Source organism: Amorphus sp. MBR-141 (assembly GCF_053628695.1).
Genome location: NZ_JBRJGW010000012.1, coordinates 100872 through 127609 on the forward strand (window position 1 = coordinate 100872; position 26738 = coordinate 127609).

Annotated in this window: 27 protein-coding genes; 12 read left to right on the forward strand and 15 right to left on the reverse strand. The window is 67.0% G+C overall.

Features of this window, described 5'->3' with window-relative positions; translation table 11 throughout:
- Positions 1-86: 86 nt before the first annotated feature.
- A complete protein-coding gene (locus ACSSVZ_RS16750) occupies positions 87-641 on the reverse strand; it encodes a helix-turn-helix transcriptional regulator (protein WP_453971809.1) in 555 nt (184 codons plus the stop codon).
- Between the two features lie 270 nt (positions 642-911).
- Between ACSSVZ_RS16750 and ACSSVZ_RS16755 the strand changes: the two genes are divergently transcribed.
- Positions 912-1232, forward strand: coding sequence for a hypothetical protein (locus ACSSVZ_RS16755; protein ID WP_453971811.1), 321 nt, complete (start codon positions 912-914; stop codon positions 1230-1232).
- Between the two features lie 157 nt (positions 1233-1389).
- On the opposite strand, the gene ACSSVZ_RS16760 is transcribed toward ACSSVZ_RS16755, so the two are convergent.
- Positions 1390-2283: a sugar kinase gene (locus ACSSVZ_RS16760; RefSeq protein ID WP_453971812.1), complete on the reverse strand. Its 894-nt coding sequence runs from the start codon at positions 2281-2283 to the stop codon at positions 1390-1392.
- Positions 2284-2420: 137 nt separating this feature from the next.
- On the opposite strand from ACSSVZ_RS16760, the gene ACSSVZ_RS16765 reads away from it, so the two are divergent.
- From ACSSVZ_RS16765 to ACSSVZ_RS16775, 3 genes are all read left to right on the forward strand, one after another.
- The gene (locus ACSSVZ_RS16765) at positions 2421-2744 is read left to right on the forward strand and encodes a hypothetical protein (protein ID WP_453971813.1); all 324 of its coding nucleotides are present in this window, start codon (positions 2421-2423) and stop codon (positions 2742-2744) included.
- A gap of 207 nt (positions 2745-2951) precedes the next feature.
- Positions 2952-3302 carry a lysozyme inhibitor LprI family protein gene (locus ACSSVZ_RS16770; RefSeq protein WP_453971814.1) on the forward strand — a complete coding sequence of 117 codons (351 nt, stop codon included), beginning with the start codon at positions 2952-2954 and terminating at the stop codon, positions 3300-3302.
- A gap of 166 nt (positions 3303-3468) precedes the next feature.
- Positions 3469-4275 (forward strand): DUF72 domain-containing protein, encoded by an 807-nt coding sequence (locus ACSSVZ_RS16775; RefSeq protein ID WP_453971815.1) that lies wholly within the window; start codon positions 3469-3471, stop codon positions 4273-4275.
- Between the two features lie 193 nt (positions 4276-4468).
- On the opposite strand, the gene ACSSVZ_RS16780 is transcribed toward ACSSVZ_RS16775, so the two are convergent.
- Positions 4469-4819 carry a TA system antitoxin ParD family protein gene (locus ACSSVZ_RS16780; protein WP_453971816.1) on the reverse strand — a complete coding sequence of 117 codons (351 nt, stop codon included), beginning with the start codon at positions 4817-4819 and terminating at the stop codon, positions 4469-4471.
- Positions 4791-5108 (reverse strand): hypothetical protein, encoded by a 318-nt coding sequence (locus ACSSVZ_RS16785; protein WP_453971818.1) that lies wholly within the window; start codon positions 5106-5108, stop codon positions 4791-4793. The genes ACSSVZ_RS16780 and ACSSVZ_RS16785 overlap by 29 nt, the downstream gene beginning before the upstream one ends.
- A gap of 89 nt (positions 5109-5197) precedes the next feature.
- Here ACSSVZ_RS16785 and ACSSVZ_RS16790 point away from each other — a divergent pair, with 89 nt between their 5' ends.
- A complete protein-coding gene (locus tag ACSSVZ_RS16790) occupies positions 5198-6412 on the forward strand; it encodes an alpha/beta hydrolase family protein (RefSeq protein WP_453971820.1) in 1215 nt (404 codons plus the stop codon).
- A gap of 222 nt (positions 6413-6634) precedes the next feature.
- On the forward strand, positions 6635-7243 hold the full coding sequence (locus ACSSVZ_RS16795) for a hypothetical protein (RefSeq protein WP_453971821.1): 609 nt from the start codon (positions 6635-6637) through the stop codon (positions 7241-7243).
- Between the two features lie 55 nt (positions 7244-7298).
- Here ACSSVZ_RS16795 and ACSSVZ_RS16800 read toward each other — a convergent pair whose 3' ends face one another.
- The 3 genes from ACSSVZ_RS16800 to ACSSVZ_RS16810 all read right to left on the reverse strand — a co-directional run bounded on the left by ACSSVZ_RS16800 (position 7299) and on the right by ACSSVZ_RS16810 (position 8712).
- Positions 7299-8147 carry a hypothetical protein gene (locus ACSSVZ_RS16800; protein WP_453971823.1) on the reverse strand — a complete coding sequence of 283 codons (849 nt, stop codon included), beginning with the start codon at positions 8145-8147 and terminating at the stop codon, positions 7299-7301.
- Positions 8144-8455 (reverse strand): PAAR domain-containing protein, encoded by a 312-nt coding sequence (locus tag ACSSVZ_RS16805; RefSeq protein WP_453971825.1) that lies wholly within the window; start codon positions 8453-8455, stop codon positions 8144-8146. The genes ACSSVZ_RS16800 and ACSSVZ_RS16805 overlap by 4 nt, the downstream gene beginning before the upstream one ends.
- A gap of 77 nt (positions 8456-8532) precedes the next feature.
- Positions 8533-8712: a hypothetical protein gene (locus ACSSVZ_RS16810; RefSeq protein ID WP_453971827.1), complete on the reverse strand. Its 180-nt coding sequence runs from the start codon at positions 8710-8712 to the stop codon at positions 8533-8535.
- 66 nt (positions 8713-8778) lie between these two features.
- Between ACSSVZ_RS16810 and ACSSVZ_RS16815 the strand changes: the two genes are divergently transcribed.
- Complete coding sequence (locus ACSSVZ_RS16815; protein ID WP_453971828.1) at positions 8779-9393, forward strand: hypothetical protein; 615 nt, start codon at positions 8779-8781, stop codon at positions 9391-9393.
- A 336-nt stretch (positions 9394-9729) separates the two neighbouring features.
- Here the strand turns inward: ACSSVZ_RS16815 and ACSSVZ_RS16820 are convergent, their stop codons facing one another.
- On the reverse strand, positions 9730-13455 hold the full coding sequence (locus ACSSVZ_RS16820) for a vitamin B12-dependent ribonucleotide reductase (protein ID WP_453971830.1): 3726 nt from the start codon (positions 13453-13455) through the stop codon (positions 9730-9732).
- A 500-nt stretch (positions 13456-13955) separates the two neighbouring features.
- On the opposite strand from ACSSVZ_RS16820, the gene ACSSVZ_RS16825 reads away from it, so the two are divergent.
- The 4 genes from ACSSVZ_RS16825 (at position 13956) to ACSSVZ_RS16840 (ending at position 18055) form a co-directional block, all read left to right on the forward strand.
- The gene (locus ACSSVZ_RS16825; protein ID WP_453971832.1) at positions 13956-14918 is read left to right on the forward strand and encodes a diacylglycerol/lipid kinase family protein; all 963 of its coding nucleotides are present in this window, start codon (positions 13956-13958) and stop codon (positions 14916-14918) included.
- Positions 14915-15739 carry a metallophosphoesterase family protein gene (locus ACSSVZ_RS16830; RefSeq protein ID WP_453971834.1) on the forward strand — a complete coding sequence of 275 codons (825 nt, stop codon included), beginning with the start codon at positions 14915-14917 and terminating at the stop codon, positions 15737-15739. Before ACSSVZ_RS16825 ends, ACSSVZ_RS16830 begins: the two co-directional genes overlap by 4 nt.
- A 136-nt stretch (positions 15740-15875) precedes the next feature.
- The gene (locus ACSSVZ_RS16835) at positions 15876-17492 is read left to right on the forward strand and encodes a peptide chain release factor 3 (RefSeq protein ID WP_453971836.1); all 1617 of its coding nucleotides are present in this window, start codon (positions 15876-15878) and stop codon (positions 17490-17492) included.
- A gap of 149 nt (positions 17493-17641) precedes the next feature.
- On the forward strand, positions 17642-18055 hold the full coding sequence (locus ACSSVZ_RS16840) for an NADH:ubiquinone oxidoreductase subunit NDUFA12 (RefSeq protein ID WP_453971915.1): 414 nt from the start codon (positions 17642-17644) through the stop codon (positions 18053-18055).
- A 338-nt stretch (positions 18056-18393) separates the two neighbouring features.
- On the opposite strand, the gene ACSSVZ_RS16845 is transcribed toward ACSSVZ_RS16840, so the two are convergent.
- The 7 genes from ACSSVZ_RS16845 to ACSSVZ_RS16875 form a co-directional block, all read right to left on the reverse strand.
- Entirely contained in the window at positions 18394-19266 is an 873-nt protein-coding gene (locus ACSSVZ_RS16845; RefSeq protein WP_453971837.1) for an NAD(P)-dependent oxidoreductase, read from the reverse strand.
- A 92-nt stretch (positions 19267-19358) separates the two neighbouring features.
- Positions 19359-20522, reverse strand: a complete 1164-nt coding sequence (locus tag ACSSVZ_RS16850; RefSeq protein ID WP_453971838.1) for a trans-sulfuration enzyme family protein — start codon at positions 20520-20522, stop codon at positions 19359-19361.
- Positions 20523-20714: 192 nt separating this feature from the next.
- Positions 20715-21602: an ABC transporter permease gene (locus ACSSVZ_RS16855; RefSeq protein ID WP_453971840.1), complete on the reverse strand. Its 888-nt coding sequence runs from the start codon at positions 21600-21602 to the stop codon at positions 20715-20717.
- Positions 21602-22309, reverse strand: a complete 708-nt coding sequence (locus tag ACSSVZ_RS16860) for an ABC transporter permease (RefSeq protein WP_453971842.1) — start codon at positions 22307-22309, stop codon at positions 21602-21604. The genes ACSSVZ_RS16855 and ACSSVZ_RS16860 overlap by 1 nt, the downstream gene beginning before the upstream one ends.
- Before the next feature lie 163 nt (positions 22310-22472).
- The gene (locus ACSSVZ_RS16865) at positions 22473-23252 is read right to left on the reverse strand and encodes an ABC transporter substrate-binding protein (RefSeq protein ID WP_453971843.1); all 780 of its coding nucleotides are present in this window, start codon (positions 23250-23252) and stop codon (positions 22473-22475) included.
- 171 nt (positions 23253-23423) lie between these two features.
- Positions 23424-24335, reverse strand: coding sequence for a c-type cytochrome (locus ACSSVZ_RS16870; RefSeq protein WP_453971844.1), 912 nt, complete (start codon positions 24333-24335; stop codon positions 23424-23426).
- Positions 24336-24515: 180 nt separating this feature from the next.
- Positions 24516-24980 (reverse strand): c-type cytochrome, encoded by a 465-nt coding sequence (locus ACSSVZ_RS16875; RefSeq protein WP_453971845.1) that lies wholly within the window; start codon positions 24978-24980, stop codon positions 24516-24518.
- A gap of 251 nt (positions 24981-25231) precedes the next feature.
- Between ACSSVZ_RS16875 and ACSSVZ_RS16880 the strand changes: the two genes are divergently transcribed.
- On the forward strand, positions 25232-26728 hold the full coding sequence (locus ACSSVZ_RS16880) for a CoA-acylating methylmalonate-semialdehyde dehydrogenase (RefSeq protein WP_453971846.1): 1497 nt from the start codon (positions 25232-25234) through the stop codon (positions 26726-26728).
- The last annotated feature ends 10 nt before the right edge of the window (positions 26729-26738 follow it).

Here is a 26738-nt window from a genome sequence, read left to right on the forward strand (position 1 = left end):
GCCGGCGATCGCAGCGGTGATGACGATGGCGGCGACCCAGGAGCCGTTGATCTTGAAACGGATGGTGGTGACCTCTCTTGGGTCGATCAGGCCGTGACGCGCTGTGCGGAAGGAGCGGCGTCGTCGGAGGCGAAGGATTCAAGCTCGGCGCGATGGGCGATGAGGAAGTCCAGCGACGCGGTCATGCAGTTGCAGCCGTATCGGGCGATCCACTGGATGCCGCCCGGCTCGCACGCCGCCGCGATGTCGCCCAGGCTCTTCAATTCGCTTTCCAGCTGTTCGATGCGCGCGTCGATCGCCCGGACGATCTGGTCGCGGGAGAGCAGACCGGCGTTCATGGCGACCAGCAGGAACGGCGAGCGGAAGACATCGGGATCGGTCTGACCGGAGAGTTCGGCGATCAGCGCGGCGCGCCCGTCTTCGGTGATCGAGTAGACCTTGCGGGCCGGTTTGCCCGGATGCGTCTCCTCGCGCACCGTCACGTAGCCGTCCGCCTCCAGCCGTGACAGCGCCGGGTAGATCGAGCCGAAACTCGCGTCGACGAAGTAGCTGTACTCGCCTTCCACCGACATCTTCTTGATCTCGTAGCCGGTGGCGTCCCCGTGCTGGAGAATGGCGAGGCAGAGTGTCCTGACGTTCATCTCGATCCCATGTGCCGGCGGGGAAGGGGCGCGGGCCCCGTATCGTATGTTCGATCGGTATATTCACGTCCGATATATGTCGGGCGTCTATATGACGGGGCGATATAGTTTCTGCAAGCCGGTTTCCGACGGCCGGACGCAAAAAAATCGCGCTGCGGCAGCATCGCCACATGCTCCCGCCGTCCTGTCCGTCCCAGCGCGGCAAAGTCGCCCCTACCCGAAGGGCATGCGGCAACCTATTTTCAGCAGAGACAACAGGGAGACGTCGCGATGGACCACTCGAACGATCAACTGGTTCGGTTTCTCGTTCGGCACTGGCTGGTGGGAGCAGGAGCGACGGTCGTCATCGTCGCGACGTTGTTCGCCGCCGACATCGGCGGCTTGCGGGGGCTCGTGATGAGCACCCAGCATCCGGTGCTGCCGGTCGCCATGCTGTTCTGCGGATTTCTCGTGACCCTGACCAGCGCCTCGATGGGCGCCGCGCTGATGAGCCTCGGCGACGACCGCGCGCCGAAGGGTCCGCGCGGCCGGGGGCTCTTCGCCCAGCCGGAGCTCATTCCGATCCCGGTGCGCGCCCGCCGCCGCCCGTAACGGCCTCGCGCCTCGCCGGTTGCGCACGCGCACGGCGTGCGCGGAAGACGACAGAAGCCGCCCGGACCGTATCGGTCCGGGCGGCTTTTTTTGCGTTTCGGGCCATGAGCCCGGCATGCTGCGGCGGTGGAGCTGCCGGGCGCCCGGCAGCGGCGCCTCAGGCGACGTCGAGAAATGCCGACCGGCTCGCCGCGATGTCGTCGAGCGACGGGATGCTGCGCTCGTTGCCGAGGTGCTGGATGGCGTGGGCCGAGGCGGAGCGGGCGAAGTCGAAGTGTTCGCCCCAGCTCTTTTCCGGATTGGCCATCGCCGAATACATGTAGGCGCCGTGGAAGACGTCGCCGGCGCCGTTGGTGTCGACCACCTTGTCGTGGGGCACGCCGAGGGCGGCCATCCACTCCGGCGCGCCGTCGTTCTCGTACCAGACCAGCCCGCGCTCGCCGAGGGTGATGCCGCCGACCTTCACGCCCTTCGAGCGCAGATAGTCCAGCATGCCGGTCTGGGAGAGGCGCATCTGCTCGCACATGCGCTCCGAGACGACCGCCACGTCGATGAATTCCAGCAGTTCGTCGGTGTTCGAGCGCACCGCGCCGCCGTCGAGCGACGTCAGGATCCCCGATTCCCGGCAGATCTTCGCGTAGTGAAGCGCCGCGTCGGCCATGTGGCCGTCGAGATGGAGGCCCTTGCAGCCGTGGAGGTTCAGGTTCGGGTAGGGGTGGAGATAGTCGTCGTCGCGGCAGCGGACGATGGCGCGCTTGCCGTCGTTCGGCATGATGAACGACAGCGAGGATTCGCGCACCTTCCGGCTGTGGATGGTGATCTGGTACCGGTAGGCCATTTCCCGGAACATGCGCGACAGCCAGTCGTCGGACATCTGGCAGACCACGTCGGGCACGACCCCGAGCTTTGCGGACGTGAACGCCGCGGTCACCGCGTTGCCGCCGAAGGACACCGAGTAGTCGTCGGCGATGGTCTTTTCATCGCCGCTCGGGATCCGGTCGGTGAGGAAGGTGATATCGATATACGCCTGCCCTATGAACAGAGCGTCCATCCGCCATTCTCCATGGGTTTGGATTGTCTCGCCGGCGCCGGGCTCGCCCCGCGTGGCCATTTGGCAACAATCCGTGAATCGACGCCATCACAGCAAATGCGCTATGGATTGTTGAACCAAATATTTGAATTTACCGTATGGTTCTAAAGTCGTATTTCGTCAACGTGGCGAAGGGAGTCATAGGAGCAGTTATGCGAATTCTCGTTGTTCCGATCATTGTCGGGCTCATGGTTGGTGCGTGCACCGAAACGCAGACGCAGCGCGGCGCGACCGGCGCACTGATCGGTGGCGGCCTCGGCGCTGCGACCGGCGCAATCGTTGGCGGCGGCGACGTCGGCTCGGCGGTGGCGGGCGGTCTGATCGGTGCGGCGGTCGGCGGCGCTGCCGGCGTGGCGACGGCTCCGAAGGAAGATTGCTACGTGCGCAATCAGTACGGCGAGCTCGTCCGCGTTTCGTGCTGATCGCATCGCGGCATCGTCGAAAAGGGCGCCTTCGGGCGCCCTTTTTGTTTGCGGAGGGATCGGCTCGGGCGCCCGTCTGCCCGTGCTGCGCCGACATCCGGGCGTCGCGGGAAGCGCCGAGACTGGGCGCGGCCCGCAAGGTGCCGGTCGCCGACCGGCCCGCCCGGACGTGACGGCCCATCTTCCCTGTCCAGAAGGAACCAGCTGATGTCCCGCCTGTCGACCTTCCTCCTCTCCGCCGCCGTTGCCGCGGCGCTCGCCGGGCCGGCCGCCGCCCAGAGCTTCGACTGCGCAAACGCCGCAAAGCCGGACGAAAAAGCGATCTGCGGCAGCCGCGAGCTGGCCAATCTCGACGTCAAGATGGCGACCCTCTACGAGGTGACGACCAGCCTCGTCGCGATGGGGTCGCGCGGCGCGATCCAGGACGACCAGCGGGCCTTTCTGGAGACGCGGGGCGCCTGCGGCGCGGACGTCGCCTGCATCCGCTCGGCCTACCAGTCGCGCATCGCCGCGCTCGAGGACGTCGTCAAGCGGATCGCCGCGAACGGGCCTTACTGACTGATTCCACTGGACTTTTTGGCGCGTGCGCGCGGCGTGCGCAGGGCGGTGCGTGCGCGCGGCCCAAACTGCGCATTCGGGTTGATTTGCGGTGCGCTCCTGCGCTTTTTGGTCATTCGGCGCTGTGCGCACGCGTGCGCACGGGATCGAACGCGGTGAGGACGAGATGGCGAACAGCAAGGCGGGGATTATCCGGGTCGGCATCGGCGGCTGGACCTTCGCGCCCTGGCGCGGGGTGTTCTACCCCGACAAGCTGCCGCAGAAGCGGGAGCTCGAATATGCCGGCGAGCACCTGACCTCGATCGAGATCAACGGCACCTACTACGGCAGCCAGAAGCCGGCGAGCTTCGTCAAGTGGCGCGACGAGACGCCGGACGGCTTCGTCTTCTCGCTGAAGGCGCCGCGGTTCGCCACCAACCGGCGGGTGCTGGCGGAGGCGGGCGAGTCCATCGATCGCTTCTTCGCAAGCGGCGTGATGGAACTCGGCGACAAGCTCGGGCCCATCAACTGGCAGTTCGCCACCACCAAGGCGTTCGACCCGCAAGACTTCGAGGCGTTCCTGGCGCTGCTGCCGAAAGAGGTCGACGGCCGGGCGATCCGGCACGTGGTCGAGGTCCGGCACGCGAGCTTCCAGGTGCCTGAGTTCGTGGAGCTTGTCCGCAAGTACGGCGTCGCGGTGGTGGTGGCGGGCGATTCGGAGTTTCCCCTCATCGCCGACGTGACGGCGCCGTTCGTCTACGTGCGGGCGATGGGGACGGTGGAGGGGGAGGAGACCGGCTATTCCGCCGCGGCCCTCGACCGCTGGGCCAAGCGGGCGACGGCCTGGGCCGGCGGCGGCGCGCCCGACGACCTGGAGACGATCGGCACGCCGGCCAAGGCCGCTGGAGGCCGCGACGTGTTCCTCTACGTCATCTCCGGCCACAAGGAGGCCAACCCGGCCGCCGCCATGGCGCTGATCGAGCGGCTGGGCTGAGCCGGGCGCGGGGGCGCCGGCTCCGGCGACGCCCTGCCGATCTCCACCGACGTCGGCGTCGGTCAGTTGCCCGCCGATGCCTGGGGCTATGGCGGGCGGACCCAGGCGGGGCGCAGGGGGAGCGTTGAGGGTTGCGAGTTGACCGTCGAGCGCGGGCGGGCGGCAACGCCGCGACCGGCCCTGCCTGGCCACCTCAGTCTTCGGGCGACTGACGCACGAGTTCGCCGCGCGCGTTGAGGCCCACGCCGCGCCCGAGCTGGCGGCGGTTGGCAAAGAACGCCTCTTCCCGGTCGCCCGGCGTGGTCAGGGCGTCGGCGAAGGCGTCGAACCAGACGTCCTGCTCGTCTGCGCCGAGGTCGTCGGGCGCAAGGCGGGCCGCGAGCGCGGCCTCGATCCGCCGATAGTCGAAGTCGCCGGATGTCTCCACCGTGCGGCCGACCTTGATCCAGTGGGTGATCTGGCCGGCGATCGACCGGCTCTGCAGCTCGGCCTCCCGCCGCACCACCGCCATCACCTCATCGGACAGCTTGATCGATTGCGCCATGGCTCCACTCCCGGTGGCAAAATGCCACCCGGTGAAGATAGTCACTGAAGAAGCGGGCATCAAGCGGCTGCGGACGGTGGGACAGGTCGGGCCGCGGCGCTGCTGCGCAAACAAAAAGGGCGCCGACCGCGGCCGGATGAACCGGCGGATCGACGCCCTTTGCGGGCCGCTCGGGCGGCGGATGGCGCGCGGAGCGCTGCGACTCCTTGCGGGCGCCCTTGAAGGTGCCGGTCTCGGCGTCACGCTTGGTCCGGACGACCCGTGGGTCGGTCGCACCGAAGATCCCCATTGCGTGTTTCCACCGCGCCGGGTCTGGTGCGGTCTGGGGCATCTCATTCGCGTTTCAGCGCCCCCCGATGGCTGCCGGGAGGGGGAGCGATGGGGCTGCTGTTCAGAGACGACCTGCACGACGAGTTCGGCACCTGGCCGCTCGGCTACATCCCCACCGGCGGCGCCGATTATGGCGAGGTCCGCGCGGTCGCGGCGGCGGTTGGCGATGGCGACGACGCGGCCTTCTGCGACGCCTGGTGCGCGGCTGCCGACCGCCTTGCCGCCGAGGCGGCGGAGAACGAGGCGGCCGGACGGCGCGCCAGCGCGCGCGACGGCTGGCTTCGGGCGGCCTGCTTCTACGGCGCCGCCTATCACCCGATCTTCGGCGCCCCGGTGAACCCGCGGCTTCTGGCCGCCTTCCGCCGGCAGATCGCGGCCTTCGACCGGGGGCTAGCGCTCGGCGAACCGGCGGTGACGCCGATGGGCATTCCGCTCGGCGATCTCACCATGCCCGCCTATCTGCTGCGGGCCGAGGGGCGGGCCGACGAAACGCGGCCGCTGCTGATCCTCACCAACGGCTACGACGGCACCGTCACCGACATGTATTTCGCCTCGGCCGTGGCGGCGGCGCGGCGCGGCTATCACGTTCTGGTCTTCGATGGTCCGGGGCAGGGCGGCCCGCTCTACGAGCAGGGGGTGCCGCTCAGGCCGGACTGGGAAACCGTGATCGCCGCCGTGGTCGACGCGGCGCTGGAGCTGCCGGGGATCGATCCGCGGCGCATCGCGCTCTCCGGCTGGAGCCTCGGCGGGCATCTCGCCGCGCGGGCCGCGACGGGCGAGCACCGGCTGGCGGCGCTGATCCTCGACCCGGCGCTGTGGAGCATGCTCGCCGGCTTCATCCCCCTTGCGGCGAAGCTCGGCATCGCGGTCGACGCCTCCACCAATCTCGCCGAGCTTGACGAGGCGACCCTGTCCAGGCTGAACGCGGCGATCGAGGGCAACCGCCAGCTGCGCTGGAGCTTCGTGCAGCGCGGCTACTGGGTGCACGGGGTCCGGGACCTGCGCGGCTATCTCGCGTCGGCCGCGCTGTTCACCCTCGACGGCCGGTCCGGCGAGATCCGCTGCCCGACGCTGCTGGCGGCGGCGGGCGACGACACCCGCTCGGCGTCGGCGCAGAGGGTGATGGACGGGCTACGCTGCCCGAAGACGCTGATCCGGTTCACCAGTGCCGAGGGGGCGGGCGACCACTGCGAGATGATGAACCGCTCGCTCCTGAACCGCCGCACGCTCGACTGGCTCGACGCTGCGCTGGGGGTTGGCTGACCGACGGATTGTACGCCTCGGGTCCGGTTCCCCAGCCGACGGAGAGCAGTACGGCCGTTATCGAGGTGTCGTCGATCAACAGATCGCCGTCGTCCCCGAGCGCGAGATCGCAGCACCGGGCCTCACGGTCGTAGACGAGGGCCGAGGTCGAAGAACATTGCGCAACGCTAGCGTGTGCGCGAAGCTCCGGTCAGGCCGCCAGGGCGGACGAAGGGGGCGGAGATGAACGAGCTTCAGGAGTTGATCGTCAGAGCGATCCAAGCAGCCCATCACGCGACGGAGCCGAGAAGTTGGAGCGATGTCCTTGTCAGCTATTCGCAGTCTGCTTCGTTTTGGAGCGCCACTGCGGCTTGCGGCTCACTAGTGACGGCAGTTGTCATAGCGCACATCACTCGGCGAGCGCTGCAACAATCCAGTATCCAGTCAAACCGAGACCACCAGAGATCTGTGGAGCTAGTCTGTCTCGCCGAAGAGCGGAGTTGGCGCGAATTACTGGACAGATGGATGAACTGTATCCATGGGAAGAAAACTTATGGAGAGCTTAGTTTCTCCGAAAAAATTCAGCACTCCTCACTCGTGACACATCGGCTCGCGTTTCTCGACAAGCTGGAGAGTGTGGGCTCGCTGCCGCCAGCAGAGGGAGAGTTGACCTGGCTTCCAATCGACCGAATGAATATTTTTAGCAACAAACGGGCAATGATAGCTAATGCCAAGTGCGATCGCACCAAGCTCGATATAGAGCAGGCAGCACTTCGGCACGAGAAATGGCGAAACGAACAAAGGGTGATGGGCGCGCTATACGACGACGAATTCGTTTCGATATTTCCGTAGAGGTTAACTGCGAAGTCGTCTTTAAAATATAACCTATTGCGATATTTTTTTGCCCTCAGCCCCACTCTCTGCGCAAGTTGTCAAGTCTTTGTTGGATCAAATTTCTGGTCTGCTCGATCACACCTCGATCCGCTACTTCCCTGTCAGGAAGCGAAGCCGGCCCCATGTATATCGACCTCGCCACAGCCTGCCATGTAGCCGCGCCGACTTCTGTTGATCGGTACCAACGGCCGGCTTTCTCAAGCCAAAACCTGACGCTCGGTGATAGACCTGGCGGAACTCCTTCCGGAGTTTGTATCGCATCGCTACGAAGCTCATTTGCCTGAACGATCAGATCCTGCCCTTCAGAAAGAATCCGGTGCCGAACAAGTGCCCAGAGCTTCTCGATTCTTTCACGATCGGCCTGTAGCTCTGCAATTTTTTGATTGAGATTCCTGTTTTGCTTCTCCACGTCTGTGATCGCACCAAGCAGTTCTTGTGTGCGTGGTATCATGTTTTCAAGACTGTACAATTGTTGTTCGATCACGGTCATCTTTGCGGGCAAGCCAGATACGTCCCCTAGCTTCTCGGCGTCGATAGCTTGCTCGATCCTCTCAACCTGAACTTTGAGCTTCGCTACCGCGGGTACCAGGGTCCGGACTCCGGCATAGCCAAAGGCGGCGATATAGATCAGCGGAGCGACCAAAATCAAAGACGCCAAGGCGAGGTAGATACGAATGGCGAAGGGACTTGTGAGGGCGAGGTATGCGGGTCCTCCGGTGATGTCCCAAAGGGATCGAAGATTTTCAGATGCGATCTCCGGCGGAACTGCGGCAAGCGAAATTATCCACGAGGGCAGTCCGACAACTATGCCGACGACGACCCCGACCACAATCTGATTTCGATGTTCGCTCCAGAAGCTCATCCATCTTCGATATTGCGAAATGAGAAGAGTTGGGAGTCGGATTCGGCGGATTTCAATAACACTCCCACTTCGCCGCCCCCCGAAATAAGCGCCGCCCCGCACGCTGCACGGTCCCCAAGCCGGGCGATAGTCGCCCCTCGCACTCCCACTTGGAAGACCCCTTCCACGATGGGTTGAGGCCCGTGTAACGGGCATTCGAGAATGTCGCCGACCCGGGCGATCGGCTCGCCTTCGCAGTCCCACTCGGCTCCCGACGAGACTACGCCGCCATGGTTGGAGCCGTCGCCGAGGCGGATGATCAGCGGCACTATTCGAGCTTCCCCGAGCTGTCCTTCAGCGAGACCGACCCGCCGTCAACCGAGACACCGGACGAAGCTGGCCGGTGTCAGGAACTTGGTGCGGTCCGGGGGCAGTTCGTCCTCAGGCTCGGCGCTCGGGCGAGGCCGACGGAGAGCAGCACGGCCGTGATCGAGGTGTCGTCGATCAGCAGATCGCCGTTGTCCTTGAGCGCGAGATCGCAGCACCGGGCCTCACGGTCGTAGACAAGTGTGAGGTCGAAGATCATTGCACAACGCTAGCGTGTGCGCGAAGCTCTGGTCAGACTGCCAGGGCGGGCGAAGGGGGGAGGCTGATGAATAGTCTTCAGGAAATATTTCTCAGGATAATCGAAGCTGCGAATTTGGTGACGGAGCCCCCGATCACCTGGGAAATCGTGGAATCATACTTTTCATCGGTAACGTTCTGGGCGGCAGCCGCGGCTTTGGGCTCGCTCTTGTCGGCATTTTTTTCTTTGCTTGCCAGCCGCAACGCGACGCGGACGACGGCCGAACTTCACTACAGCGAACGTATCTACGAACTGTCGCGTGAATTATTTGATCTAATTGGAGAAATAGATAACGACGATGCTAAGCTATGTCATTTGGAGGCGAGAAAAAAATATAAAGTCGTTGGCACCTTTACGGAGCGATTGCACATAAGGCGCGATCAATGCGCAAGAAATTTTGCGGTGAAGGGTGCCAATGACTGGTACCTCTACGAAGGTTACCTTGCCTCAACGATGCTTGCTAATAAGAATAGATCCTCGGCGGGGAATCGGAAATTCCGAAAGATTTTAAAAGAAGCGGCCAGGAAATACGAAGAATGGGAAGCGATAGAGCAAAATGCTGGTCGTGCTGGCGGCTCAGATAATCTGCCTCTATTTCGATTTGAAATTACCCAAACTCCCGCTTCGCCGCCCCCGAATTAAGCGCCGCGCCACACGCCGCATGATCGCCGACCCTGGTGATCGGCTCGCCTACGTGGTCCCACTCGGCAGCCTCCGACGAGACCATGCCGCGCGCGAGTTCCGCGTTCTGCCGTTTTGGCAGTCCCGACGGCTTGTACGGAGAACTGCCGCTGCGCTCCGACCCCGCGTATGGCTTTGGGATCGCGACGGTATCCGCCTAGTCCCGGAAAATCCCGCCTCGCCCCCGCGTATACCGATCGACGTTGGGCGTAACATCAGGTTCGCATCCACCCCACAAACGCAGAACGGCCGGGCATTGCTGCCCGGCCGCTCGTTTTTGTCTCGCTGGCTGACGGATCAGCTGCACCCGCTCGTCGACCCGCAGGTGTCGCACTTCAGGCAGGTGCCGTTGCGGACCATGGTGAAGTTGCCGCATTCGCCGCAGGCTTCGCCCTCGTAGCCCTGCAGGCGGGCCAGCGCGACTTTGCTGGCCTTCTGCTTGCGGGCGTTCTTCTGCTCGGTGGCCGGGTCGCCGTCGTGCAGGCCGTGGACGTCCTGGCGGACCTCCTCTTCTTCCTGGACCTCGACGTCGATCTCCCGGTGGAAGGCCGTCTGCACGTCGGTGCGGATGGCGGTCACCGTCGCCGCCACGTGGGCGGTGGCGCCGCTGCCGGCCGAGCCGCGCGGCTCGCCCTTCACCACCTGGAAGCGCTGGGTCTGGCCGCGCACCAGGCCGTGGGAGACCGGGGCGATGTTGTTGGGCTTGTCGCCCTCCACACCGCGGCCGATGGTGGTCGAGCCCATGTCCTCTGGCTGCACGTGGGCCAGGTCGTGGCGGTCGAGATAGGAGACCGCCAGCTCGCGGAACACGTAGTCGAGGATCGACGTGGCGTTCTTGATCGCCTCGTTGCCCTGGACCATGCCGGCCGGCTCGAAGCGGGTGAAGGTGAAGGCGTCGACATATTCCTCCAGCGGCACGCCGTACTGGAGGCCGAGCGAGATGGCGATGGCGAAGTTGTTCATCATCGCCCGGAAGGCCGCGCCCTCCTTGTGCATGTCGATGAAGATCTCGCCGATGCGGCCGTCGTCGTATTCGCCGGTGCGCAGGTAGACCTTGTGGCCGCCGACGATCGCCTTCTGGGTGTAGCCCTTGCGGCGGTTCGGCATCGGATCCCGGTCGCGCACCGCCCGCTCGACGATCCGCTCGACGATGCGCTCGGCGGCCATTGCCGCCCGGGCCTGGGCCGGCTGGGTGGCGGCCATCGCCTCGGCCTGCTCCTCCGCCTCGTCCTCGTCGTCGGAGAGGATCTGGCTGTTGAGGGGCTGGGAGAGCTTGGAGCCGTCGCGGTAGAGCGCGTTGGCCTTCAGGGCGAGGCGCCAGGAGGTCATGTAGGCCTGCTTGCAGTCGTCGACCGTGGCGTCGTTCGGCATGTTGATGGTCTTGGAGATCGCGCCGGAGATGAACGGCTGGGCGGCGGCCATCATGTGGATGTGGCTGGCGACCGACAGGTAGCGCTTGCCGATGCGGCCGCACGGGTTGGCGCAGTCGAAGACGGCGAGGTGTTCGTCCTTCAGGTGGGGTGCGCCCTCGACGGTCATCGCGCCGCAGACGTAGATGTTGGCGGCCTCGATCTCGGCCTTCGGGAAGCCGAGCTCGGCGAGCACGTCGAAGGACGGGTCGTCGAGCTTGTCGGCGGCGATGCCCAGCGTCTCGGTGAGGAAGGCCTCGCCGAGCGACCACTTGGTGAAGGCGAAGCGGATGTCGAAGGCGGCCTTCAGGCCGGCCTCGATGGCCGCGATCTTCTCGTCGGTGAAGCCCTTCGCCTTCAGCGCGTCGTGGCCGAGGGCGGGCGAGCCGACCAGCGTGCCGTTGCCGACGGCGTAGGTGATGACGTCGGCGATCTCGGCCTCTGCGTAGCCGAGGCCGCGCAGGGCCTGGGGCACCGCCTGGTTGATGATCTTGAAGTAGCCGCCGCCGGCCAGCTTCTTGAACTTCACCAGCGCGAAGTCGGGCTCGATGCCGGTGGTGTCGCAGTCCATCACCAGGCCGATGGTGCCGGTCGGCGCGATCACCGTCGACTGGGCGTTGCGGTAGCCGTGGACCTCGCCGAGCTCCAGCGCCCGGTCCCAGGCGGCGCGGGCATGCGCGACGAGCGTCTTGTCCGGGCACGACGCGTGGTCGAGGGGCACCGGCAGGGTGCTGAGCGCCTCGTAGCCGGTGGTCTCGCCATGGGCGGCGCGGCGATGGTTGCGGATGACCCGCAGCATGGAGTCGCGGTTGTTGGCGTACTCGGGGAAGGGCCCGAGGTCGCGGGCGATCTCGGCGGAGGTGGCGTAGGAGACGCCGGTCATCACCGCGGTGATGGCGCCGCAGATGGCGCGGCCCTCGTCGGAATCGTAGGGGATGCCGGAGGTCATCAGCAGGCCGCCGATGTTGGCGTAGCCGAGGCCGAGCGTGCGGTAGTCGTAGGAGAGCTTGGCGATCTGCGGCGAGGGGAACTGCGCCATCATCACCGAGACCTCGAGGACGAGGGTCCACAGCCGCACGGCGTGCTCGAAGGATGCCACGTCGAAGACGCCGTCCTCGGCCCGGAACTGCAGGAGGTTCGCCGAGGCGAGATTGCAGGCGGTGTCGTCGAGGAACATGTACTCCGAGCACGGATTGGAGGCGCGAATGTCGCCGCCGGCCGGGCAGGTGTGCCAGTCGTTGATGGTGGTGTGGAACTGGATGCCCGGATCGGCCGAGGCCCAGGCGGCGTGGCCGATCTTCTCCCACAGCTCGTCGGCCTTGATGGTCTTGGCGAGCTTGCCGTCGGTGCGGCGCATCAGGTTCCAGTCGCCGCCGGCCTCCACCGCGTTGAGGAACGCATCGGTGACGCGGACGGAGTTGTTGGAGTTCTGGCCGGAGACGGTGAGGTAGGCCTCGGAATCCCAGTCGGTGTCGAAGATCGGGAACTCGATCTCCGAGTAGCCCTGGCGGGCGAACTGCATGACGCGCTGGATGTAGTTGTCCGGCACCATCGCCTTCTTGGCGGCGCGGATCTCGCGCTTCAGGGCCGGGTTCTTCTCCGGCAGGAAGCAGTCGTCGCCCGGGCCGTCGCAGTTCACGCACGCCTTCATGATGGCGGCGAGGTGCTTCTTCACGGTCCTGGAGCCGGTGACGAGCGCGGCGACCTTCTGCTCCTCGCGGACCTTCCAGTTGACGTAGGCCTCGATGTCCGGGTGGTCGACGTCGACGACGACCATCTTGGCGGCGCGCCGGGTGGTGCCGCCGGACTTGATGGCGCCGGCGGCGCGGTCGCCGATGCGCAGGAAGCTCATCAGGCCGGACGAGCGGCCGCCGCCGGAGAGCGGCTCGCCTTCGCCGCGCAGCATGGAGAAGTTGGAGCCGGTGCCGGAGCCGTACTTGAAGAGGCGCGCCTCGCGCACCCACAGGTCCATGATGCCCGAGTCGTTGACGAGATCGTCGGTGACCGACTGGATGAAGCAGGCGTGCGGCTGCGGGTGCTCGTAGGCGGTCTTCGAGCGGGTCAGCTCGCCGGTCTCGTGGTCGACGTAGAAGTGGCCCTGGCTCGGGCCGTCGATGCCGTAGGCCCAGTGCAGGCCGGTGTTGAACCACTGGGGCGAGTTCGGCGCCACCTTCTGGGTGGCGAGCATGAAAGCGAGCTCGTCGAAGAAGGCGCGGGCGTCCTCCTCGCCGTCGAAGTAGCCGCCCTTCCAGCCCCAGTAGGTCCAGGTGCCGGCGAGACGGTCGAACACCTGGCGGGCGTCCATCTCCGGTCCGGCGCGCTTCTCCTTCGGCAGCGCGGCCAGCGCCTCGGTGTCGGCGGTGGAGCGCCACAGCCAGCTCGGCACGGTCTCTTCCTCGACGCGCTTCAGCGCCGTCGGCACGCCGGCCTTGCGGAAGTACTTCTGGGCGAGCACGTCGGTCGCCACCTGGCTCCAGGCGGCCGGCACGGCGATGTCTTCCAGGCGGAACACCACCGAGCCATCGGGATTGCGGATCTCGCTCGTCGACTGACGGAATGCGATGCCGTCATAGGCCGACTGGCCAGCCTTCGTGTAGCGTCGTTCGATCCGCATCGCTCAGTGTCCTCTCAAATCTGTCAGGCGCGACCGGGGCGCCGAAATGTCACCCGGCGCCACACCGGGGAAGGGTATCAAAAACCCAGCCCGGATGGAATCGCCGATTCCTTATGTAGTACGCACCCAGGGTCATTAACACTATATGAAGTGTCGCCAGGCCTCGTTGCGACGCGTCGATGCCCCGTCTGAAAATCGCACGCACCATCCCCGGCCGCCGGCACATGACGCGCCGTCGCTGCGATAATCTGCTAGGAAGAGGGGGCGCCCGCACTGACCGTTCGGATCGGGCTGTCGATGGCTTGAGAGTAGTGCGAGTCGGAACCGACGGTCAAGGCGCCCGACGCTAGCTATTGTATGTCCATCCCTATTTTCGACCATATGTTGGTGCGGGCTGTGAATAGCGGGGACGAACCCCGGGAGGCCCGCGGAACCCCGCGGTTTCCGGGCCGTTTATGGCGGATGCGCGCACTCTGGATGGCCTGGATCGACGCGGAGAGATGGACAAGGCTGTGCGGTGCTTCGTGGTGATCAATCCGCGGTCGGGGACGGGCCTCGACCACGAGGACTTTCCGGCAAAGGTCCGGGAATGGTTCGCGGCGGCGGACGTCGACGCCGTCTATCCGAGCGCGGGGGCCACCGACATCGCCGCCCAGCTGCAGGAGGCGCGCGACAGCGGCATCGGCCTCGTGGCGGTGGCCGGCGGCGACGGCACGATCATGGCCGGGGCCGAGGCGTTTGCCGGCACGGACACGGTGCTGGCGGTGATTCCGGCCGGAACCATGAACGTCCTCGCCCACGAGCTCGAGGTGCCGCTGGCGATCCCCGACGCCATCCGGCTGATCTCCGAAGGCGAGGTGCGCGCCATCGACGTGGGCGAGGTCAACGGCCACATCTTCATCGGCAGCTCGATCCTCGGCGCGCCGTCCCGCCTGGCGCGGCGGCGCGAGCGGTTCCGCGGGAAATCCACCGGCAGGTCCTATGCGCGGCTGCTGCGCGCCGGCATCCGCGCGCTGGTGCGCTATCCTGCCGTGGGCGTCACCATCCACGCCGGCCACGAGCACAAGCCGGTGCGCACGCGGGCGCTGGCGGTGGTGGTCAACGACTACGCGGAAGGGTTCGGCAAGGTGCTGACCCGCTCCTCTCTCGACGGCGGCAAGCTTGTCCTTTATGCGCTGAAGCCGATCACGCCCTGGCACCTGATCCGGCTGCTGGTGGCGATGGTGATGGGGCGGTGGCGGCATGACCGCTACCTGCAACGCCTGACGGTGGAGACGGTGAAGATCACGGCGCATCGCAAGCGCATTCGACTGATGAACGACGGGGAGACTCTGCTGGTCTCGCCGCCGCTCGACTATCGCATCAGGCCGAAGGCGCTGCGCGTGCTCGGCCCCCGGTCCGTGGAGACAGACGTGCCGACAGCGAACGAGGAACCCACCCTGGAGGCAACCGCCTCCAGATGACGGTTCTGGCCCATATTTCCGATCTGCATTTCGGCCGTATCGACGAGAAGGTGGCCGAAGCGCTGATCACCGACCTCGTCGACCATGCGCCGGACATGATCCTCGTCTCCGGCGACCTGACCCAGGGCGCCCATTATTCGGAGTTCCTCGCCGCCCGGCAGTATCTCGACAGCCTCGACGTGCCGTGGCTGTCGGTTCCGGGCAACCACGACATCTCGCCGTACCGGCTGTTCGAGCGCTTCACCGATCCCTTCAAGGCCTACCGGACCTTCATCCACCGGACGACCGAGCCCGTCCACGTCGGCGACGACGTCGTCGTGGTCGGCGTCAACACCGCCAGGCGGATGGCGTTCGAGCTCAACTGGGCGCACGGGCGCATCAGCCGCCGCCAGATCAGGCGCGTCGAGCAGGAGCTGGCCCGGGTGCCCGACGCGCGGGTGAAGATCGTCGTCGCCCACCACCCCTTCCAGGCGCCCGAGAACGAGCCGGGGACGCGGCTGGTGGGGCGCTCGTCGGAGGCGCTGGAGCGATTTGCCGGCGCCGGCGTCCGGCTGGTTCTGGCGGGGCACCTTCATCGGGGCTATATCCGGGTGGTGACACCAACCGAAGTGACCCGTACCGGAGATCTGAAGGTGGTTCAGGCGGCATCGGCGATCTCGACCCGGCTCAGGGGCGAGCCGAACGCCTACAACATCATCACCGTGGACGGCGGCGAACTCGACATCCGCACCCGAATATTCGAGGGTGGCCGGTGGTGCGCCTCCGACGCCGAGGTCCGGCTGCCGGCGCCCGGCGAGACCGACACGGCAACCCCCGGCTGACGGCAGCCGCCACGGCCACCGATGCTCGGCCGGCCCGGCTCCGTGCCGCTTCGTCACGACCGGGACGCCGGTCAGGACCACGCCGCCGGCGACGCAAGGGTCGCCGGCCCGGCATCAAACAAGGGACTGTCTCCACATGGACGCTGCCCTCGAGACCAGGCCCGCTTCCGGCGGGCTCGAGGCCGAAATCGCCACCCGGCGGACGTTCGCGATCATTTCGCACCCGGACGCCGGCAAGACGACGCTCACCGAGAAGCTTCTCTACTTCGGCGGCGCGATCCGGCTGGCCGGACAGGTGCGGGCGCGCGGCGAGCGGCGGCGCACCCAGTCGGACTGGATGGCGATCGAGCAGCAGCGCGGCATCTCGGTGACCAGCTCGGTGATGACGTTCGAGCGGGACGGGATCACCTACAACCTGCTCGACACGCCCGGCCACGAGGACTTCTCCGAAGACACCTACCGGACGCTCACCGCGGTCGATTCCGCCGTCATGGTCATCGACGCGGCGAAGGGCATCGAGACGCAGACGCTGAAGCTGTTCGAGGTCTGCCGGCTGCGCGACGTGCCGATCATCACGTTCATCAACAAGGTCGACCGCGAAGGCCGCGATCCCTTCGAGCTGATGGACGAGATTTCCGAGAAGCTCGCCCTCGACGTGTCGCCGGTGACCTGGCCGATCGGCATGGGAACCCAGTTCCGGGGCTGCTACAACCTGCTCGACAACACGGTGCTGAAGCCGAAGAAGGAAGGCGCCGGCTTCTTCGACGTGGAGGAGCGCGTCAACGGGGTGATGGACCCGAAGTTCGAGGAGATCGTCGGCGACGACGCGATCCTGGAGAATTTCCGGTCGGAAGCCGATCTCGCCAGCTCCGCCTGTTCGCCGATGGACCTGGAATCGTACCGGGAAGGCCACCTGACGCCGGCCTATTTCGGCTCGGCGCTGCGCGACTTCTGCGTCTCCGACCTGCTCGACGGGCTTGCCGCCTGGGCGCCGCCGCCACGGGTGCAGCCGGCCGAGCCGGAGCCGGTTTCGCCGACCGAGGAGAAGGTGACCGCCTTCGTCTTCAAGGTGCAGGCGAACATGGATCCCAACCACCGCGACCGGATCGCCTTCACCCGTATCTGCTCGGGCCGCTTCAAGCGCGGCATGCGCCTGAACCAGGTCGGCACCGGCAAGACGCTCGCCGTGCAGGCGCCGATCTTCTTCTTCGCCCAGGACCGCGACATCGCCGAGGAGGCCTATCCCGGCGACATCATCGGCATTCCGAACCACGGCACGCTCAGGGTCGGCGACACGCTGAGCGAGCGCACCGACGTGAAGGTGACGGGGCTGCCGCGCTTCGCGCCGGAAATCATGCGCCGGGTGCGCACCGGCGACCCGATGAAGGTGAAGCAGATCCGCCGCGCCCTGCACGACCTCTCGGAAGAGGGGCTGGCCCAGGTGTTTCGCACCAAGCTCGGATCGGACTGGATCGTGGGCGTGGTCGGCGCGCTGCAGCTCGATGTGATGATCGATCGCATCAAGGCGGAGTACAAGGTGGAGATCGGCTTCGAGGCGTCGCCCTATTCGGCCGCGCGCTGGATCCACGGCCCGAAGGAGAAGGTGGAGGACTTCCTGTCGAAGAACTCCTCGCAGATCGGCGAGGACAACGACGGAAGCCCGGTCTATCTGGCCAAGAGCGCCTGGGAGCTCAACTACACCGCCGAACGCTGGCCGGAGCTGACGTTCGGGTCGACCAAGGAACTGGTGTAGCGCTCAGGGCCGCGACGCGCGGTCTCGCCGAAGGGCGGCCCCGGCGCTGGACATGGGAAAGGGCGGACGCCATAGTCCGCCGCAATGCATCCGACTGACCCGAGCCGGCGGGCGAGAACCGGCCACGTTCGACAGAGGCCAATGCCGTGCTGAAACGTTTTTTCCTCGACATGTTCACCTGGTGGAACTCGGCGACCATCGGTACGCGGCTTCATACGAGGATGGCCGGGGAATTCGTCGGCGAGGACGAGTTCGGAAACCGCTATTTCCGCACCCGCGGCGGCAAGATCGATCCGACGCTCGGCTTCCAGCGGCGCTGGGTGATCTACAACGGCCTCGCCGAGGCGACGAAGATCCCGGCCGGCTGGCACGGCTGGATCCACCACAAGGACGTGCCGGCCCCGAGCGAGACGACCTACACCGCGCGTTCCTGGGAAAAGCCGTTCAAGCCGAACATGACCGGCACGCCGGCCGCCTACCGGCCGAAGGGCTCGATCCTGCAGGAAGACCCGCACCGCCCGGCGGCCACCGGCGACTACGACGCCTGGACGCCCGGCCAGTAGGCGGGCCCTCGGCTCTCGACATCCGAGGGCGAAACGCCGCGATCTGCCATTCCCTCCGCTCATTCCCGCGAAAGCGGGAATCCATGGGGCCTGACCGGCAGCCCCTGCGTGGCAGGGCGCCAGAGGCGGGAGCAGCGCACCAGAGTCAAACGCCTGAGCGTTCCCATCACCGCCAGTGGCGAAAGCCGACCCCGTATGGATTCCCGCTTTCGCGGGAATGAGCGGAGTGTGAGGAGCGGCCGCTGAAACGTGGCCGGCAGGTGCCCTGCGGCGGATAAGGCGCGAAATAACCGCGCATTGCCAATGCTTTGTCGCCAAGAGCTAAAGCCCGCCGCGGGTCACTTCCGATCCAGCCGGGCGATCAGGCTGGAGGTGTCCCAGCGCTTGCCGCCCATTGCCTGGACGTCGCCGTAGAACTGGTCGACGAGGGCGGTCACCGGCAGCTGGGCGCCGTTGCGGTTGGCCTCGGCCAGGCAGATCGCCAGGTCCTTGCGCATCCAGTCGACGGCGAAGCCGAAGTCGAAGGTGCCGTCGCGCATCGTCTGCCAGCGATTCTCCATCTGCCAGGACTGGGCAGCACCCTTGGAGATGACGCCGATCACCTTCTCCACGTCGAGGTCGGCCTTGCCGGCGAAGTTGATCGCCTCCGACAGGCCCTGGACGAGCCCGGCGATGCAGATCTGGTTGACCATCTTGGTGAGCTGGCCGGCGCCGGCCGCGCCCATGTGGCCGACCATCTTGGCGTAGGCGTCGATCACCGGCCGCGCCCTGGCGAACACGTCCGCGTCGCCGCCCACCATCACCGTCAGCGCGCCGTTTTCCGCGCCCGCCTGGCCGCCCGATACGGGGGCATCCAGGAAGGCGCAGCCGCGCCGGTCTGCCTCTGCGGCGAGTTCGCGGGCGATCTCGGCCGAGGCGGTGGTGTTGTCGATGACGACGGTGCCGTCCTTCATCCCCTGGAAGCAGCCGTCGTCGCCCAGCGTCACCTCGCGCAGGTCGTCGTCGTTGCCCACGCAGATGAACACGAAGTCGGCGCCGTCGGCCGCTTCCATCGGCGTCGGCGCGGCCGTGCCACCGAACGCGGCCACCCACTTCTCGGCCTTGGCGGCGGTGCGGTTGTAGACGGTGAGGTCGTGCCCGCCGCGGGTCTTGAGGTGTCCTGCCATCGGATAGCCCATCACTCCGAGCCCGATAAAGGCGACCTTGGCCATGACGCGTCTCCTGCTTGCGATGTGTGACGACGCCGGATCGTCCGGTCCGGCGGGTGCGTGTCGGGGGAGCCTAATCGGTGGCGGGCCGGCTGTCAGGCATAGGGGGCAAGCGCATGCCCGAGATCGTCCAGCAGGTCCTGGACGTGTTCGATGCCCACCGACAGCCGCAGCAGGCCGCCCGGCATGTTGGTCATCGGATCCTCGACCGACCGGCGATGCTCGATCAGGCTCTCGATGCCGCCGAGCGAGGTGGCGCGGATGATCCGCTTGAGGCGGCCGGCGGTGCCGAGGGCGGCCTCGGTGCCGCCGCGGACGTCGAACGAGAGCAGGCTGCCGTAGCCGCCGGTCATCTGGCGGCGGGCGATGGCGTGCTGGGGATGATCGACGAGCCCCGGATAGCGGACGGTCACCACCGCCGGGTGGCCGGCCAGGAAGCCGGCGATCGCGCTGGCGTTGGCCGAGGCGGCATGAACGCGGACGCCAAGCGTGCGCATGCCCCGGATCAGCAGCCACGCCTCGAAGGGGCCGAGCACGGCGCCGGCATCGTGCCGCTCGCGGCAGATCGCGGCCCAGAGGGGCGAGTCGACGTCGTTGGTGGCGATGACGCCGGCCAGCACGTCGGAGTGGCCGTTGAGCGACTTGGTGGCGGAGTGGATGACGTAGTCGGCGCCCAGCGTCAGCGGCGTGGTGACGATCGGGGTGGCGGCGGTGGAATCGACGGCGAGCCTGGCGCCGTGGGCATGGGCGATCTTCGCGGCGGCGGCGATGTCGAGGACCGTCAGCCACGGGTTCGACGGGCTCTCGCCGAAGACCAGCGTCGGCGTGCCGTCGGCCAGCGCCTCGGACAGGGTCTCGAGCCGGTCGGCCTCGAACCAGCGCACGTCGACGCCCTTGTCGGCCAGCGCGCGGATCGCGAACATCTGGGTGCCGTAGTAGATGCCCTTCTGCATGACCACCGGGCCGCTCGCGGCGGCGCGCAGCAGCGTCGCGATCGCCGCCATTCCGGAGGCGAACAGCCGCGCCACGGCGGCCTTCTCCAGGGCGGCGATGATCTCTTCGGCTTCGCGCACGGTCGGCGCGTCGTCGCGGGCGTAGATGTTGCCCGGGACCATCGGGCTGTAGTCGGCCCCGCGCACGAAGGTGGTCGAGGGCTGGATCGGCGGCACGACGCCGCCGGTGACCCGGTCGATCCGGCCGAGCGCCTGCACGGCGACGGTCTCGGGGTAGGGCGCTCTCTCAGGTCTGCGGTCGGGCATGTCGGAACCTGCATGGGTGGTGGCGTGCGGCCGACCGGTGGACAGGCGCGCTTGGGGGACACTCGGGCAGTCAGTCGGCGCCTGAGCCTTTGCCGTTCGGATCGACGCGACCCGACCGCAAAGGAAGTGCTCAAGGGTTTGAGTCTGGAGCCGTTTCTGATCGATCCGGTGTGACCACCCGATCGGAAGGCCCTAGTCGACGGTCGCGTCCGGTCGTCCGGCGGCGGCCTCCTGGTCGGTGGCGCTCGGTTTTGCCGATTGTGTGGAGCGGTTCAGGTGGCGGGTCAACCGCCGTTCCAGCACCGTCCAGATGCGGCTCACCGTCTCCACGATCGAGAGGTAGAGGAGGGCGGCCCACATGTAGGCCTGGAAGTCGAAGGAGCGCGAGAAGGCGCGCCGGGTCTCGCCCATCAGGTCGTAGACGGTGATGATCGAGGCGATGGCCGAGCCCTTCACCATCAGGATGATCTCGTTGCCGTAGGGGCGCAGCGCGATGATGAAGGCCTGGGGCAGGATCACCCGCAGGAAGATCACGGCACGCGGCAGGCCGAGCGCCCGGGCTCCCTCCAACTGCCCCTTCGGCACGCTGCGGATGGCGCCGCGCAGGATCTCCGCCTGGTAGGCGGAGGTGTTGAGCGCGAAGGTGAAGACGGCGCAGGTGAAGGCGTCGCGGAAGATCCACCAGGCGCCGATGGATCTGAGTTCGGCGCTGAAGCTGCCGGCGCCGTAATAGAACAGGAACGCCTGGGCGATCAGCGGCGTGCCGCGGAAGAAGTAGGAGTAGCCGAAGGCGATCGCCCCGATCACCGGGTTCTTCGACATCCGGCCGAAGGCGACCGGGATCGACAGCGCCGCGCCGATCACCAGCGACAGCACCACCAGCTGGATGGTGACGACGAAGCCGTCGAGCAGCTTCTGGCCGTAGCGGCCGAGGAAGGCCATGCCGGAGGCGTTGATCAGGAAGTAGGCGGTGGCGAGCCCGAACACGATCCACAGCGCCAGGAGCGCGTTGCCGAGAATACGCGCCGAGGTCCAGGGGCGGGCGGGCGTTCCGGGGCGGGCGAGCGACAGGAGGCCCATCAGCGCGTCATCCCCCGCTCGGCCCATCGCTCGATGCGCGAGATGCCGACCGACGAGATGATGGAGAACACCAGGTAGATCAGGCAGGCGACGCCGAAGAACAGGAAGGCCTCCTTGCTGACCCGCGCGGCGACGCCGGCCTGGCGCAGCACGTCCTGGATGCCGATGACGGAGACCAGCGCGGTGTCTTTCAGGAGCACCAGCCAGAGGTTGGAGAGGCCGGGAAGCGCCAGCCGGATCAGCTGGGGGAAGATCACCAGCCGCATGGTCTTGCCGCGCGGCAGGCCGAGGGCGGCCGCGCCCTCGTACTGGCCGGTCGGGATGCCCTTGAAGGCCGACAGGAAGACCTCGCTCGCATAGGAGGAGAAGACGAGGCCGAGGGCGATCATGCCGGCGACGAAGCCGCTGATCTGGACCTGCTGGTCGGTGAACAGCGAGGCTGCCTGCTGCAGCAGCATCTGGGCGCCGAAATAGATCAGGAACAGCGTGAGAAGCTCGGGCAGGCCGCGGAACACCGTGGTGTAGATGCCGGCGGCGGAGCGCAGCGACGGCTCGCTGGAGTTCTTGGCGAGCGCCACCACGAAGCCGAGCAGCAGCCCGAAGGGCAGGGTGGCGAGCGCCAGCCCGGCCGTGACCAGGGCGCCCGCGGCGATCTGGGCGCCCCAGCCTCCGGGACCGAACGAGAGAAGATGGAGCCAGTCGGGCATGGGGGCTTGCGCTCTCGTGAGGGCCTGGCTTGTCGGAAAGCAAGAAGCGGGCCTGTGCGGTCCCGGCCGGGGCAACGGCCGGCGAAGGCCGGTTCAGCCGGCCTCGGCGCCGCGACGGACCGGCGCCGAGGCGGGCCCGTCGCGGCGGATCGAGGGCCGGGCGTCAGTCGCCGTAGACGTCGAACTCGAAATACTTGTCGTTGATCTTCTTGTAGGTGCCGTTCTCGCGGATCGCGGCGATCGCCTTGTTGAACATCTCGACCAGGTCCGTGTCGCCCTTGCGGATGGCGATGCCGATGCCTTCACCGAAGATGGCGGGATCGACCGGCAGCGTCGAGACGATCTTGCAGCAGGTGCCGTCCTTGCCCTTCACCCATTCGTCGATGACCACGACGTCGTCGACCGCGCCGTCGAGGCGTCCGTTCTGGAGGTCGAGCTTGTACTCCTCGGCGGTCGGGTAGAGCTTCAGGTTGGCGTCGGGAAACTTCTCCTCGACGTAGTTGGCGAAGGTGGTGGAGGCCTGGGCGCCGATGGTCTTGCCCTTCAGGCTGGCGGGGGTGGCCTCGGTCAGCGTGGAACCCGTCGGCACCACCAGGGCGGGGGGCGTGCTGTAGTACTTGTTGGTGAAGGCGACCTCCTGCTTGCGCTCGTCGGTGATCGACATGGAGGCGATGATGGCGTCGTACTTGTTGGCCTTCAGCGCGGTGATCATGCCTTCCCAGTCCTGGGTGACGAAGGTGCATTTGACCTTCATCTCGTCACAGAGCGCGTTGGCGATGTCGATGTCGAAGCCCTCGAGCTTGCCATCGGAGGTCAGCGTGTTGAACGGCGGATAGGCACCTTCGGTGCCGATGCGGACTTCTTTCCAGTCCTTGGCGATGGCGGGGCCGGCGGCCAGGGCGGTCGCGATGGCGGCGGAGACGAGGAGGCGGCGGAAGGTCATGGATCACTCCACGGGCTCTGGAAGGAAGAGGGGCCGCACGTTGGTCGCACGATCCCCGTCGAGGAGCCTCCGCCACCGGGCCGCGGGCCCGGCCGCGGCGGCCGAGCGTCGAGTTTCCTTTAGATAATCACAGGATGCAACGGGACCGTCATGCGACCGTCACCGGGCGGCTCAGTCGCCGGCCGGCAAAGGCGGGATCGCCTTCAGGTAGGCGGCCACCGCCTCGCGATCCGCTGCAGGCACATGCGCCCAGTTCTTCTGGACCCCGGCCATCGCGCCGCCCACCACGTCGTAGTCGGGGGTGAAGCCGGATTCCAGGTAGTAGGCGATGTCGGAGGCGCTCCAGCCGCTGATCTCCTTGCCGCCCGGCGTGATGTCCGGAACCGTTCCGGTGCCCTCGAGCGCCGGCGCGCCGGCGAGCCAGCGGCTGGTGTCCATGCCGAAGAACAGGGTGCGCGGCGTGTGGCACTCGCCGCAGTGGCCCGGCCCGGTGACCAGGTAGGCGCCACGATTCTCGGTCTCGGAGAAGGCGGGATCGGGCGTGAAGCCGGGGTTGGCCACGTAGAGGCGCTTCCACAGGCCGATGCCGCGCCGGATCGAGAACGGAAACGGCAGGGCGGTGGCGGCGACGCGGTTGTCGACGGCCGGCAGCGTGTCCATGAACGCCTTCAGGTCGATCAGGTCTTCCAGCGCGATGTGCTGGTAGGAGGCGTAGGGAAAGGCCGGATAGAAGTGCTCGCCCTGCGGTGAGACGCCGAAGCGCAGCGCGTTGACGAAATCGACGGTCGACCAGCCGCCGATGCCCGTCGCCTCGTCCGGGGAAATGTTGGGGACGGTGAAGGCCCCCAGCGGCGACCCGAGCTCGGCGCCGCCGCCGAGCTTCATCAGGTCGTCGCCCTTGGCCCCGGGCGCGGCGTGGCACGACGCGCAGCCGCCCGCCCAGAACAGCGTCTCGCCGTTGCCGAGGTCGGGCGTGTGGTCGGGCAGGTCGGCCGAGGCGAGCGTGGTGGGCGCGGTCAGCACCCAGAACGCCGCCGCGCCGATGAGCACCAGTGCGATCAGGACGAGGAGGATGCGCCGCATGCTTGCTCCGCGGTTGCGTCAGTCTTGTCCGTTCGGATCGGCCGGATCCGTACCGGAACGCACGTGTCCGAACCAGCCGGTCTGCTGGCCAAACCCAGACCCTTGCTGGCCGAACAGGGGGGCAGTTCGGGTCGGCGCGCCTGGCCGACAGGTTGCCATGGCGCGCCAGCCGAGCCGGTCTCAGTCGGTGCGGAACGTCTCGTGGCAGCTGCGGCAGTTGCCCGCGGCCTTGCCGAACGCCGGCTTGAAGGCGTCGAGGCCACCGGCGGCCGCCATCTTCGCCGCTTCGGCATCGGTGGCCAGCGAGGCGGCGTGCGCTTCGAAATCGGCCTTGTCTTCCCAGATGGCGGGCGCGGCCTCGGTCTTGCCGCCGGTCTTGGAATCGTCGGGGAACAGCATCGGGAACTGGGTTCCGACGTCGACGAGCGTCTGCATGGCGGCTTCCGCGGCGGCGGCATCCCAGGCGGTCTCGCCCTTGACCATCTGGCCGGCGGCCTTGGTGGCGCGGCCGGCGGACTTCATCAGCTCCTGGCGCTTCTCGATGGCCGCCGTGCCCGTGAGGGCCTGCTGCGACCAGCTGGCTGTCGTCGACAGCGCGAAGGAGGCGCCGAGCGCCACCGCAAGTCCGATCGCCAACGTTCTCATCTATCAGTTCCCTCTTGCTGCCTTAGAATGCGTCCAACTCTAACAGAGGCAATGCGCTGGACACATGGCGATCCGAGCCGGCGCAGCGAGGGAGTCCGGACCCCGACGATCACGTTTGCGAGAAGCTGCCCTGCGCAGCTTGGCCTTTCTCGACGCGGCGAGCTGCGCTATGAGGCCAGCAGATTATCGATATTTTCCGATGGAGGCCGTTTCGGGCGTCACCCGTCGGGGCCGGATCAAGGAGAGATAGAATGCGTACGATCGGACACTTCATTGGCGGCAAGACCGTTGCCGGAACCTCGGGGCGGACCTCGCCGGTCTACAACCCGAACACCGGCGAGGTGCAGGCCGAGGTGTCGCTGGCCACCAAGGCGGAAGTCGCCGCCGCAGTCGCCAACGCGGTCCAGGCGCAGCCGAAGTGGGCCGCGACGAACCCGCAGCGCCGCGCCCGCGTGATGATGAAGTTCGTCGATCTCCTGAACCAGAACATGGAGGAGCTGGCCGAGCTGCTGTCGTCCGAGCACGGCAAGACTGTGCCCGACGCCAAGGGCGACATCATCCGCGGCCTCGAGGTCGCCGAGTTCGCGATCGGCGTGCCGCACCTGATGAAGGGTGAGTTCACCGACGGCGCCGGCCCGGCGATCGACATGTACTCGCTGCGCCAGCCGCTCGGCGTGGTCGCCGGCATCACCCCGTTCAACTTCCCGGCGATGATCCCGATGTGGAAGTTCGCGCCGGCGATCGCCTGCGGCAACGCCTTCATCCTGAAGCCGTCCGAGCGCGATCCGTCCGTGCCGATCCGGCTGGCGGAACTGATGATGGAGGCGGGGCTTCCGGCCGGCATCCTCAACGTCGTCAACGGCGACAAGGAATCGGTCGACGCGATCCTCACCGATCCGGACATCAAGGCGGTCGGCTTCGTCGGCTCCTCCGACATCGCCCAGTACGTCTACGCGACGGCGGCCGCGCACGGTAAGCGCGCCCAGTGCTTCGGCGGTGCCAAGAACCACATGATCGTCATGCCGGACGCCGACATGGAGCAGGCCGCCAACGCGCTGATCGGCGCCGGCTACGGCTCGGCCGGCGAGCGCTGCATGGCCATCTCGGTGGCGGTGCCGGTGGGCGAGCAGACGGCCGACCGGCTGATGGAGACGCTGGTCCCGAAGGTGAACGCGCTGAAGATCGGGCTCTCCAGCGATGCCGACGCCGACTACGGTCCGCTCGTCACCAAGGCGGCGCTCGACCGCGTGCGGGGCTACGTCGATCTCGGCGTGGAAGAGGGCGCCGAGCTGGTCGTCGACGGCCGTGGCTTCACCATGCAGGGCTACGAGAACGGCTTCTTCATGGGCGGCTGCCTGTTCGACCGGGTGACCCCGGACATGCGCATCTACAAGGAAGAGATCTTCGGCCCGGTGCTCTCCGTCGTCCGCGCCAAGGACTACGAGGAAGGCCTGGCGCTCGCCAGCGACCACGAGTACGGCAACGGCGTGGCGATCTTCACCCGCGACGGCGACGCCGCCCGCGACTTCACTGCGCGCGTCAACGTCGGCATGGTCGGCGTCAACGTGCCGATCCCGGTGCCGCTGGCCTACCACACCTTCGGCGGCTGGAAGCGCTCGGGCTTCGGCGACCTCAACCAGCACGGCCCGGACTCGATTCGCTTCTACACGAAGACGAAGACGGTCACCTCGCGCTGGCCCTCGGGCATCAAGGACTCCGCCGAGTTCGTCATCCCGACGATGGGCTGAGCGACCACGG

Excerpts from the sequence above, each read along its gene's own strand:
- ACSSVZ_RS16795 (WP_453971821.1), top strand. The coding sequence starts at position 6,635 with ATGAACGAGCTTCAGGAGTTGATCGTCAGAGCGATCCAAGCAGCCCAT.
- ACSSVZ_RS16875 (WP_453971845.1), bottom strand. The coding sequence starts at position 24,980 with ATGAGAACGTTGGCGATCGGACTTGCGGTGGCGCTCGGCGCCTCCTTC.
- ACSSVZ_RS16850 (WP_453971838.1), bottom strand. The coding sequence starts at position 20,522 with ATGCCCGACCGCAGACCTGAGAGAGCGCCCTACCCCGAGACCGTCGCC.
- ACSSVZ_RS16880 (WP_453971846.1), top strand. The coding sequence starts at position 25,232 with ATGCGTACGATCGGACACTTCATTGGCGGCAAGACCGTTGCCGGAACC.
- ACSSVZ_RS16830 (WP_453971834.1), top strand. The coding sequence starts at position 14,915 with ATGACGGTTCTGGCCCATATTTCCGATCTGCATTTCGGCCGTATCGAC.
- ACSSVZ_RS16870 (WP_453971844.1), bottom strand. The coding sequence starts at position 24,335 with ATGCGGCGCATCCTCCTCGTCCTGATCGCACTGGTGCTCATCGGCGCG.
- ACSSVZ_RS16835 (WP_453971836.1), top strand. The coding sequence starts at position 15,876 with ATGGACGCTGCCCTCGAGACCAGGCCCGCTTCCGGCGGGCTCGAGGCC.
- ACSSVZ_RS16810 (WP_453971827.1), bottom strand. The coding sequence starts at position 8,712 with ATGATCTTCGACCTCACACTTGTCTACGACCGTGAGGCCCGGTGCTGC.
- ACSSVZ_RS16790 (WP_453971820.1), top strand. The coding sequence starts at position 5,198 with ATGGGGCTGCTGTTCAGAGACGACCTGCACGACGAGTTCGGCACCTGG.
- ACSSVZ_RS16760 (WP_453971812.1), bottom strand. The coding sequence starts at position 2,283 with ATGGACGCTCTGTTCATAGGGCAGGCGTATATCGATATCACCTTCCTC.
- ACSSVZ_RS16865 (WP_453971843.1), bottom strand. The coding sequence starts at position 23,252 with ATGACCTTCCGCCGCCTCCTCGTCTCCGCCGCCATCGCGACCGCCCTG.
- ACSSVZ_RS16780 (WP_453971816.1), bottom strand. The coding sequence starts at position 4,819 with ATGGCGCAATCGATCAAGCTGTCCGATGAGGTGATGGCGGTGGTGCGG.
- ACSSVZ_RS16845 (WP_453971837.1), bottom strand. The coding sequence starts at position 19,266 with ATGGCCAAGGTCGCCTTTATCGGGCTCGGAGTGATGGGCTATCCGATG.
- ACSSVZ_RS16860 (WP_453971842.1), bottom strand. The coding sequence starts at position 22,309 with ATGCCCGACTGGCTCCATCTTCTCTCGTTCGGTCCCGGAGGCTGGGGC.
- ACSSVZ_RS16750 (WP_453971809.1), bottom strand. The coding sequence starts at position 641 with ATGAACGTCAGGACACTCTGCCTCGCCATTCTCCAGCACGGGGACGCC.
- ACSSVZ_RS16855 (WP_453971840.1), bottom strand. The coding sequence starts at position 21,602 with ATGGGCCTCCTGTCGCTCGCCCGCCCCGGAACGCCCGCCCGCCCCTGG.
- ACSSVZ_RS16785 (WP_453971818.1), bottom strand. The coding sequence starts at position 5,108 with ATGGGGATCTTCGGTGCGACCGACCCACGGGTCGTCCGGACCAAGCGT.
- ACSSVZ_RS16765 (WP_453971813.1), top strand. The coding sequence starts at position 2,421 with ATGGTTCTAAAGTCGTATTTCGTCAACGTGGCGAAGGGAGTCATAGGA.
- ACSSVZ_RS16800 (WP_453971823.1), bottom strand. The coding sequence starts at position 8,147 with ATGAGCTTCTGGAGCGAACATCGAAATCAGATTGTGGTCGGGGTCGTC.
- ACSSVZ_RS16815 (WP_453971828.1), top strand. The coding sequence starts at position 8,779 with ATGAATAGTCTTCAGGAAATATTTCTCAGGATAATCGAAGCTGCGAAT.
- ACSSVZ_RS16770 (WP_453971814.1), top strand. The coding sequence starts at position 2,952 with ATGTCCCGCCTGTCGACCTTCCTCCTCTCCGCCGCCGTTGCCGCGGCG.
- ACSSVZ_RS16825 (WP_453971832.1), top strand. The coding sequence starts at position 13,956 with ATGGACAAGGCTGTGCGGTGCTTCGTGGTGATCAATCCGCGGTCGGGG.
- ACSSVZ_RS16775 (WP_453971815.1), top strand. The coding sequence starts at position 3,469 with ATGGCGAACAGCAAGGCGGGGATTATCCGGGTCGGCATCGGCGGCTGG.
- ACSSVZ_RS16820 (WP_453971830.1), bottom strand. The coding sequence starts at position 13,455 with ATGCGGATCGAACGACGCTACACGAAGGCTGGCCAGTCGGCCTATGAC.
- ACSSVZ_RS16755 (WP_453971811.1), top strand. The coding sequence starts at position 912 with ATGGACCACTCGAACGATCAACTGGTTCGGTTTCTCGTTCGGCACTGG.